Origin of the sequence: Spirillospora sp. NPDC000708 (assembly GCF_040299565.1) — a bacterium.
Lineage (GTDB): Bacteria > Actinomycetota > Actinomycetes > Streptosporangiales > Streptosporangiaceae > Spirillospora.
The window spans coordinates 174,822-181,658 of the sequence record NZ_JBEPCJ010000001.1 but is presented as its reverse complement, the minus strand read 5'-3'; the positions used below and the strand labels follow the sequence as shown (position 1 = coordinate 181,658).

General features: G+C 72.4%; 8 protein-coding genes. 5 read left to right on the top strand and 3 right to left on the bottom strand.

What is annotated here, in order from left to right:
- Positions 1-102: 102 nt before the first annotated feature.
- Together ABT299_RS00905 and ABT299_RS00900 are read right to left on the bottom strand one after the other, a co-directional pair.
- Complete coding sequence (locus ABT299_RS00905; protein ID WP_500249317.1) at positions 103-1,110, bottom strand: hypothetical protein; 1,008 nt, start codon at positions 1,108-1,110, stop codon at positions 103-105.
- Positions 1,110-1,688: an RNA polymerase sigma factor gene (locus ABT299_RS00900; RefSeq protein ID WP_500249316.1), complete on the bottom strand. Its 579-nt coding sequence runs from the start codon at positions 1,686-1,688 to the stop codon at positions 1,110-1,112. The genes ABT299_RS00905 and ABT299_RS00900 overlap by 1 nt, the downstream gene beginning before the upstream one ends.
- A gap of 182 nt (positions 1,689-1,870) precedes the next feature.
- Between ABT299_RS00900 and msrA the strand changes: the two genes are divergently transcribed.
- From msrA to ABT299_RS00885, 3 genes are all read left to right on the top strand, one after another.
- Complete coding sequence (msrA, locus tag ABT299_RS00895) at positions 1,871-2,377, top strand: peptide-methionine (S)-S-oxide reductase MsrA (RefSeq protein WP_500249315.1); 507 nt, start codon at positions 1,871-1,873, stop codon at positions 2,375-2,377.
- A 324-nt stretch (positions 2,378-2,701) separates the two neighbouring features.
- Positions 2,702-3,211 carry a hypothetical protein gene (locus ABT299_RS00890; protein ID WP_190851756.1) on the top strand — a complete coding sequence of 170 codons (510 nt, stop codon included), beginning with the start codon at positions 2,702-2,704 and terminating at the stop codon, positions 3,209-3,211.
- A gap of 204 nt (positions 3,212-3,415) precedes the next feature.
- Positions 3,416-4,456, top strand: coding sequence for an L-type lectin family protein (locus ABT299_RS00885; protein ID WP_500249314.1), 1,041 nt, complete (start codon positions 3,416-3,418; stop codon positions 4,454-4,456).
- 117 nt (positions 4,457-4,573) lie between these two features.
- Here ABT299_RS00885 and ABT299_RS00880 read toward each other — a convergent pair whose 3' ends face one another.
- Complete coding sequence (locus tag ABT299_RS00880; protein ID WP_500249411.1) at positions 4,574-4,969, bottom strand: RidA family protein; 396 nt, start codon at positions 4,967-4,969, stop codon at positions 4,574-4,576.
- A gap of 137 nt (positions 4,970-5,106) precedes the next feature.
- Here ABT299_RS00880 and ABT299_RS00875 point away from each other — a divergent pair, with 137 nt between their 5' ends.
- Positions 5,107-6,096: a helix-turn-helix transcriptional regulator gene (locus ABT299_RS00875; protein WP_190851770.1), complete on the top strand. Its 990-nt coding sequence runs from the start codon at positions 5,107-5,109 to the stop codon at positions 6,094-6,096.
- Positions 6,097-6,124: 28 nt separating this feature from the next.
- The gene (locus ABT299_RS00870) at positions 6,125-6,817 is read left to right on the top strand and encodes a hypothetical protein (protein ID WP_500249313.1); all 693 of its coding nucleotides are present in this window, start codon (positions 6,125-6,127) and stop codon (positions 6,815-6,817) included.
- Positions 6,818-6,837: the final 20 nt, after the last annotated feature.

The following is a 6,837-nucleotide window of genomic DNA, read 5'->3' as shown; positions in this document are numbered from 1 at the left end:
ACCTCCCGCACCCCTCACCACCCACCCCCCCACCCCGCCCCCCCTGACCCGGGGGGGCCGCGCGGCGGGGCGAGCGCCCCGCACGGTTCCCCGGGGGGCGGGTCAGAACTTGCCGGCCTCGATGTCGGCGAGCGTGACCCGGGAGGTGTGGTAGTAGATCGTGCTCGGCCGGACGCCCGAGCCGCTGCTGGTCATGGCGATGGGACGGCCCGTCCCGGGGTCGATCACCAGTTCCTCCGCCGACCGGCCCGCGGTGGGCCAGCCGTCCGCCAGCGTGAGCGTGGGCTGCCCGGCGGTGGTGGTCTTCGTGACCCTGACCTTCGGCATCGACGCCATGATGCGGAGCACCCCCGCACGGACCTGCGTGTTCTCCGGCGCCGCGATGAGCGCGTCGACGGCGTTCGTCCAGATGTGGTTGTCGGTGATCTCCTTCTGCTGCGCGGCCGTCGGCGGCTTCGGCGGCACGTACTTCTCGCCGCGCGCCTTGGCGATGGCCTTGAGCTTCTCGATCCTGGCCCGATCGGGGTCCGGGTTCGTCCCGGGGGCGATGTTGGCAACGGCCATCCGCGCGCGCGCCTCGCCGAGGTCCCCCTTCACGGCGTAGAGGGCCGCCGCTATGTCGCGCTTGAACAGGTCGTCGCCGCCGTCCTTCCTGACGACGGCACGCCGCAGCGCCCTCTTGTCGTTCCCCCAGTAGTAGGTGCCGTCGTCGGTGTAGAGGCCGATGCCGTTCCGGCCCAGCTCCGCGCTGGTAGGGGACTGGTTGCGGATCTCCAGCGTCGCGTTGCCCGGCGCCTTGGCCTGCAAGGGCGAGATGTCCGCGGCCAGCTCGGCCAGGACCGGGTTCGCCGCCGCCTTTACGGGGGGCTTGCCGGGCGCCGACGTGGACGTGACGACCAGCACTCCCGCCGCGGCCGCCGCGACCAGGGCGGCGGCGCCGAGGCCCGCCGCACGGCGCCTGCTCCACCGAGACCGCGGGGCAGGCGCGGCCTCGGGCGTCTCCTCGACGGCCATCGCCGCCCGCAGCACGCTCCTGGCCTCCTCGTAGGCGCGCGGACGCGGCGGCTCCGCGTTCCCCAGCCCCTTCAGCAGGTCCATCTCGTCGATCATCAGCTGGTCTCCTTGATCGTGTTGCGCTCGGTCAGCAGCGCGGCCATCCCCGGCGCGTCCCGCAGCGCCATGCGCGCCTCGTGCAGGTGGCGGCGGGCCGTCCCGGGCGGTATGCCGATCGCCCGCCCCGCGTCGGCGACGGTCAGGTCCTCCCAGACGACCAGGGTCAGGATCTCCCGCTGCTGCGGCCCGAGCAGCGCGAGCGCGCGCCGCAGCACCGACTCGCCGTCGACGCGGTCGTCCACGGCCGCCCACGGGTCCCATCCGGGCTCCGGCCCGGCCGCGTCCGCCACCGGCCGCTCCGCCGGCCGGGACCGCCAGTGCCGCCGCAGCGTGTTGTGCGCCACGCCGAACAGCCACGGCCCGGCGTCGGGGAAAGAGCGGTCGTAGGACGCGCGGGACCGGAGCGCCGCCACCCACACCTCGCCGAGCAGGTCCTCGGCCGCGTCGCGGCCGACCCGCCGCGCGAGATAGGCCCCGACCGCCGCCTCATGGCGCTGGACCACCGCGACGAAGGCGTCCTCGTCGCCGTCGAGCGATCGGGCGATCAGCTCCGCGTCTTCCGGACCGGATGTCATGATCCTCCTCGTTGTGGATCGCCTTACATCCGGCTATTGCCGGGCGGCGGCGTGAAGCGTTCGCTGCTGGTCAGCGCCCCGTCCTGCGCGGCCGCGGGCCCGTCGGCCACCAGGGGCCCCACCGGAATAACGTCCACGCGCCGCCTGCTGTAATCATCGACAGAGGACACGAGGGAGAGAACATGGCAACCGAGAGGGCCCTGCTCGCGGGCGGCTGCTTCTGGGGAATGGAAGAGCTGTTCCGCCGGCAGCCCGGAGTGATCTCCACGCGGGTGGGCTACAGCGGCGGCGACGTGCCCAACGCCACCTACCGCAACCACGGGTCCCACGCCGAGACGATCGAGGTCGTCTACGACCCCGACCAGACCGACTTCCGGGCGCTGCTCGAATTCTTCTTCCAGATCCACGACCCCACGACCCTGAACCGGCAGGGCAACGACATCGGCACGAGCTACCGCTCCGCGATCTTCTACACGTCGGACGAGCAGCGGAAGGTCGCCGAGGACACCATCGCCGACGTCGACGCGTCCGGCCTGTGGCCGGGCAAGGTCGTCACCGAGGTGACCGCCGCCGGCGACTTCTGGGAGGCCGAGCCGGAGCACCAGGACTACCTGCAGAAGTACCCGAACGGGTACACGTGCCACTTCCCCCGCCCCGGCTGGAAGCTGCCGAAGCGGGCCGAAGCCTGACACCACGGGACGGCGCGGGCGTCGGCCTGCGCCGTTCTCGGCATGCACCGGCCGGCATCCTTCGCCCGGCACGACTCCGGCGGCTCGCCGACGCCGCGAGCGGCCGAGAGCACCGCGTGACCTCCTAAGCGACGTCGGTCCCGTCACAAGCTGCGCATTGCGCAGCTTTTTGCTGTCTTGAGGGGGCCTGGCAAGGCACGCGAGCCGACCGTGGCGCCGCTTGGGCCGGCCGGTGACCGGATGCGGCGATTCTCGCGTGCGAACGGGATTCCTCCCATGCGCGTCATAGCGGGTGCCGGGGCTCCCCTCGCACGAAGGACACGCATGTCACAGCGGAGAATGAGCCCTGCCGGCGCCCTCGTCACGATCGTGGTCTGGCTCGCCGTAGCCCTCCTGCCCCTGCTCTACGGCCTCTCGGACGCGCGCCTGGCGTTCGGTCTCACCGGCACGCCCGGCACGGCGACGGTGGAGCGGTGCGTCGACTACGGCTCGGGGGAGGACGAGCGCACCGAGTGCCGCGGACGCTTCGTCCCCGACGACCGCGGGACGGCCGCCCGCACCGTCGCGCTGCCTCCCGAGTCGGACGAGGGCGAGAGCTTCCGCGCCCGCCTCCAGCCCGATGGCGAGCGGGCGCGGCCCGCGGACCTCAAGGGCCGCCTGTCCGCGCTGATCCTGCCCGCACTGGGCCTGCTCTTCCTGATCCCCATGCCCCTGGGGCTGACCTACCTGCTCGCCGGCCGCCGGCCGGGGCGGCCCCTGCGCTACCTGACGGCGGGCTCGGCGGCGCTGCTGGGCGGCGTCTGCCTGGCGGGCCTCGTCGCCTCCAACCTGTAAGGGCGAACGGGTGACCTTCTCATGGCACGACACGCGATTTCGTCATGATCGGTCGCGCCTATCTCCATGACTGAGGTAATGAGCGGCTTCCCGGGCGAATTCGTGGTCACATGACTGTGGCAGGCGGCGGTGCGAAACTCGCACAGGGGAGTCGGCGATATGAGAAATGGGGCGCTTCGCGTCGTCGCGTCGATCGCGGTCGCCATGACCGCGACGGCAGCCGCGTCCGACGGGCATGGCTCGGCGGTGCACCGGGAGCCGGGAGCGCTACTGGTGGGCGAATCGTTCACCGGCGAGCGCGCCGACCCGCGTTTCATTGGATACGGGGCGGCATGCCTGACGGGCGCGCCGCGCGGACAGGCACCGGCGGAGGCCACGAACCACCCTCTGGGAGGGTGCCGCCGGGATCCGGTCGGCCCCGTGCCCCCGGGCGACGCGGATCCGCACGGGTATCTGCAGCTCACCGATGCCCATGTCGAGCAGACGGGCGCGGCGCTGTTCGACTCGCCGATCCCGGCCAGGGAAGGGCTGGAGGTGACCTTCGAGCAGTGGCAGTACGGGAACACCACGCGGGCGCCCGCGGACGGGATCTCGTTCTTCCTCACCGACGGCGCCGCGCGGCTCGCCACACCGGGCGCCTTCGGCGGAAGCCTCGGCTACGCCCAGAAACTGCCGGACGACAACAGCGAGGGCCAGGTCGTCCCGGGGGTCGACGGCGGATATCTCGGTATCGGGCTCGACGTGCTGGGTGATTACTTCGGCGACGGAGAAAGGCGCGGAAACGGCTGCGAGCGGCGTTCTCCGGCCGGCACGATGCTCCGCCGACCCGCTCCAGGCCCCAATGTCGTGAGCGCCCGCGGCCCCGGCAACGGGAGCGACGGCTACTGCCTGCTCGCCGCCACGACGGGGAACGCGACTTCCGACGGACTCTGGCCGTCGACTCTTCCCGGCCGGCTCCACGGCAATCTGAAGAGGATGCCTTCCGGCGCGACGCCCGAAGAGGCCGAAGAACTGCTGGAACCCCTGAAAAGGACCGTCCGCGTCCGGGTGTCGTCGCCACCGGAGCCGATGGCGACGGTCGACGTCGACTTCCAGGACGGACGGGGCTTTCGGCAGGTGCTCCGGTTCCCCGCGCCGAGGCCGGTCCCGGACACCGTCAAGCTCGGCTTCGCCGCGTCCACGGGACCGCAAACCGACGTGCAGCTCATCCGGCGCCTCACCGTGCGGACGGGCCGCTCGAACTGAGGCCGCCCCGCTGAGGCACGCGTCGAGTCGGCCACGTGCCGACCGGCCCCGCCGTCCCGCACGCCCGCTGCTCGTGCCGGTTCGACCGGCACGAGCAGCGGAGGCGGCGAGGCCGGATCACGCCACGGCGGTCCCCTCGAGTTCGACCATCAGCTCGGGGATCGCCAGCCGTGTCACCCCGAGCATCGTCGTGGACGGTGCCGCCCCGGCCGCGCCCAACCGCGACGCCAGCACGCCGTAGTGCTGGAACAGGAGATCGACGTCGGTGGTGTAGACGTTCAGCCGGACGAGGTCCACGAGCGACATGCCGCCCTCGCTGAGTACGGCCTCCAGGTTGTCGAGGCCCAGCGCCAGCTGCGCCGCCATGTCACCGGCGTGCTGGGGCTTGCCGTCGCCGCTCATGGCGGTCTGCCCGGAGCAGTACAGGGTCCGGGTGTGCCCCGAGACGACCTCCCCTTGGTTGTAACCCACCTCCACCGACCACGGCCACGGGTTGACCGCCGTTCGCTCCACTGCCACATCGGCTCCCTTCGCTTCGTCGAGTACCCGGACGTCGATCGGCTCGGTGGCCGCCCAGCTTCGACGCCGTGCCGATGAGCCTCCCAACGAATCACGACATCCTGTGTCGTGTATTTCAGTAGGGTTCGCGCATGCGCGCCGACCGGTTGGTCTCGCTGGTGCTGCTGCTGCGCCGGCGCGGTCGGCTGTCCGCGGCCACGCTGGCCCGCGAGCTGGAGGTGTCGACCCGCACCGTCCTGCGCGACATCGAGGCGCTGTCGGCGGCCGGAGTCCCCGTCTACGCCGAACGCGGCCGGCACGGCGGGTTCGCGTTGCTGCCCGGCTTCCAGACGGAGCTCACCGGACTGAACCACGACGAGGCCCTCGCCCTGCTGATCGCCGGATCGCGGCGCGGCGCGCAGGCGTTCGGGCTCGGCTCGGCGCTCGCATCGGCCATGCTCAAGGTGGTCGACGCGCTCCCCGAAGGCCAGCGGGACATCGCGGCCGGCGCGGCCCGGCGACTGCTCGTCGACCCGGAGACCGACCTCCTCTCGCGGCGGCCGGCCGCCGAGGAGGTGCCCGACGCCGTCGTGGCCGAGGTCCGGCGCGCGGTGTTCGCCGGGCACAGGCTGCGCCTCCACTACGCGGCCGTGGACCAGGCCCCGAAGTGGCGCACGGTGGACCCGATCGGCCTGGTCACCGTCCGCGGCCAGGGCTACCTGCTGGCCACGCGGTCCGGCGAGGACCGCACCTACCGGCTGTCCCGGATCCGGGCCGCCGAGGAACTCGCCGAACCCGCGCAGCGACCGGACCGGGTCGATCTGGACCGGGCCTGGCAGGAACGCAGCACGCGGTTCCGGACCGGCGGCGACCAGGTCACCGTGCTGCTACGGGTGGACCCGGCACGGCGGGAGGACCTGGTGGCCACCGCGCTGGCCGTCCGCGCCGAGGAAGCCGACTCGGACGGCCGGTTGCTCATGGAGGTCACCTTCCAAGATCCGAGACACGCCGAATGGGCGTTGTGGCAGCTCGCCGCGAACGCGGAGGCACTGTCCCCGCAGTGGCTGCGCGACTCCCTGCACGACCGCGCCGCCGCGATCGCCGCACGCTACGAAGCGCCGTCCGAGGATCGTCGGCGCTAGATGCCCGCCGCCACACCCGAGGAGATTCGTGACCGGGAATGACGCCGAAAAGCAGCCGTGGGACCCTTTCGGCACCCTCCGCCGGGTCCTCTGGATCAGCGGCGGGCAATGGGCCGGTAAGTCCACCGTCGCACGGTTGCTGGCCTTCCGGTACGGGCTGACGGTCTACCACTACGACCACCACGACGCCCGCGGTCACAACGACCGCCGGATCGCCCGCCGCGTCAAGCTCGGCCGATCTCCCGCCGACCCGGACCCCGACCAGATGTGGGTGAACACCACCCCGGAGGACATGGCCGCCGAGACGCTGGCCGGCTTCCCGGTCCGGTTCGAATGGGCCTTGGACGACCTCCGCTGCCTGGTGTCAGGGCGCCCCATCATCGCCGAAGGCTGGGGGCTCCGCCCCGAGCTGGTCGCCCCGATCCTCGACTCTCCCCGGCGGATGGTCGTCATGGTCCCCACTCGCGCTTTCCGTGACCGCCAGCTCCGCGACCTCCCGCGAGCCGCCACCGTGGGCGGCAACGTCAGCGACCCGGAACGGGCTCAACGCAACCGGCTGGAGCGGGACCGCCTCGTCGCCGACGACGCCGTCCGCTCCGCCCAACGCCTCGGCATCCGCGTGATCGAGGTCGACGGCTCCCACGACGCCGCGGCCATCGCCGGCATCGTTGCCGACCACTTCAGCCCCTACCTGCCACCACCAGAGGACCGCCGCGCTTGAGCGGCGCGAGCATTCAGGCG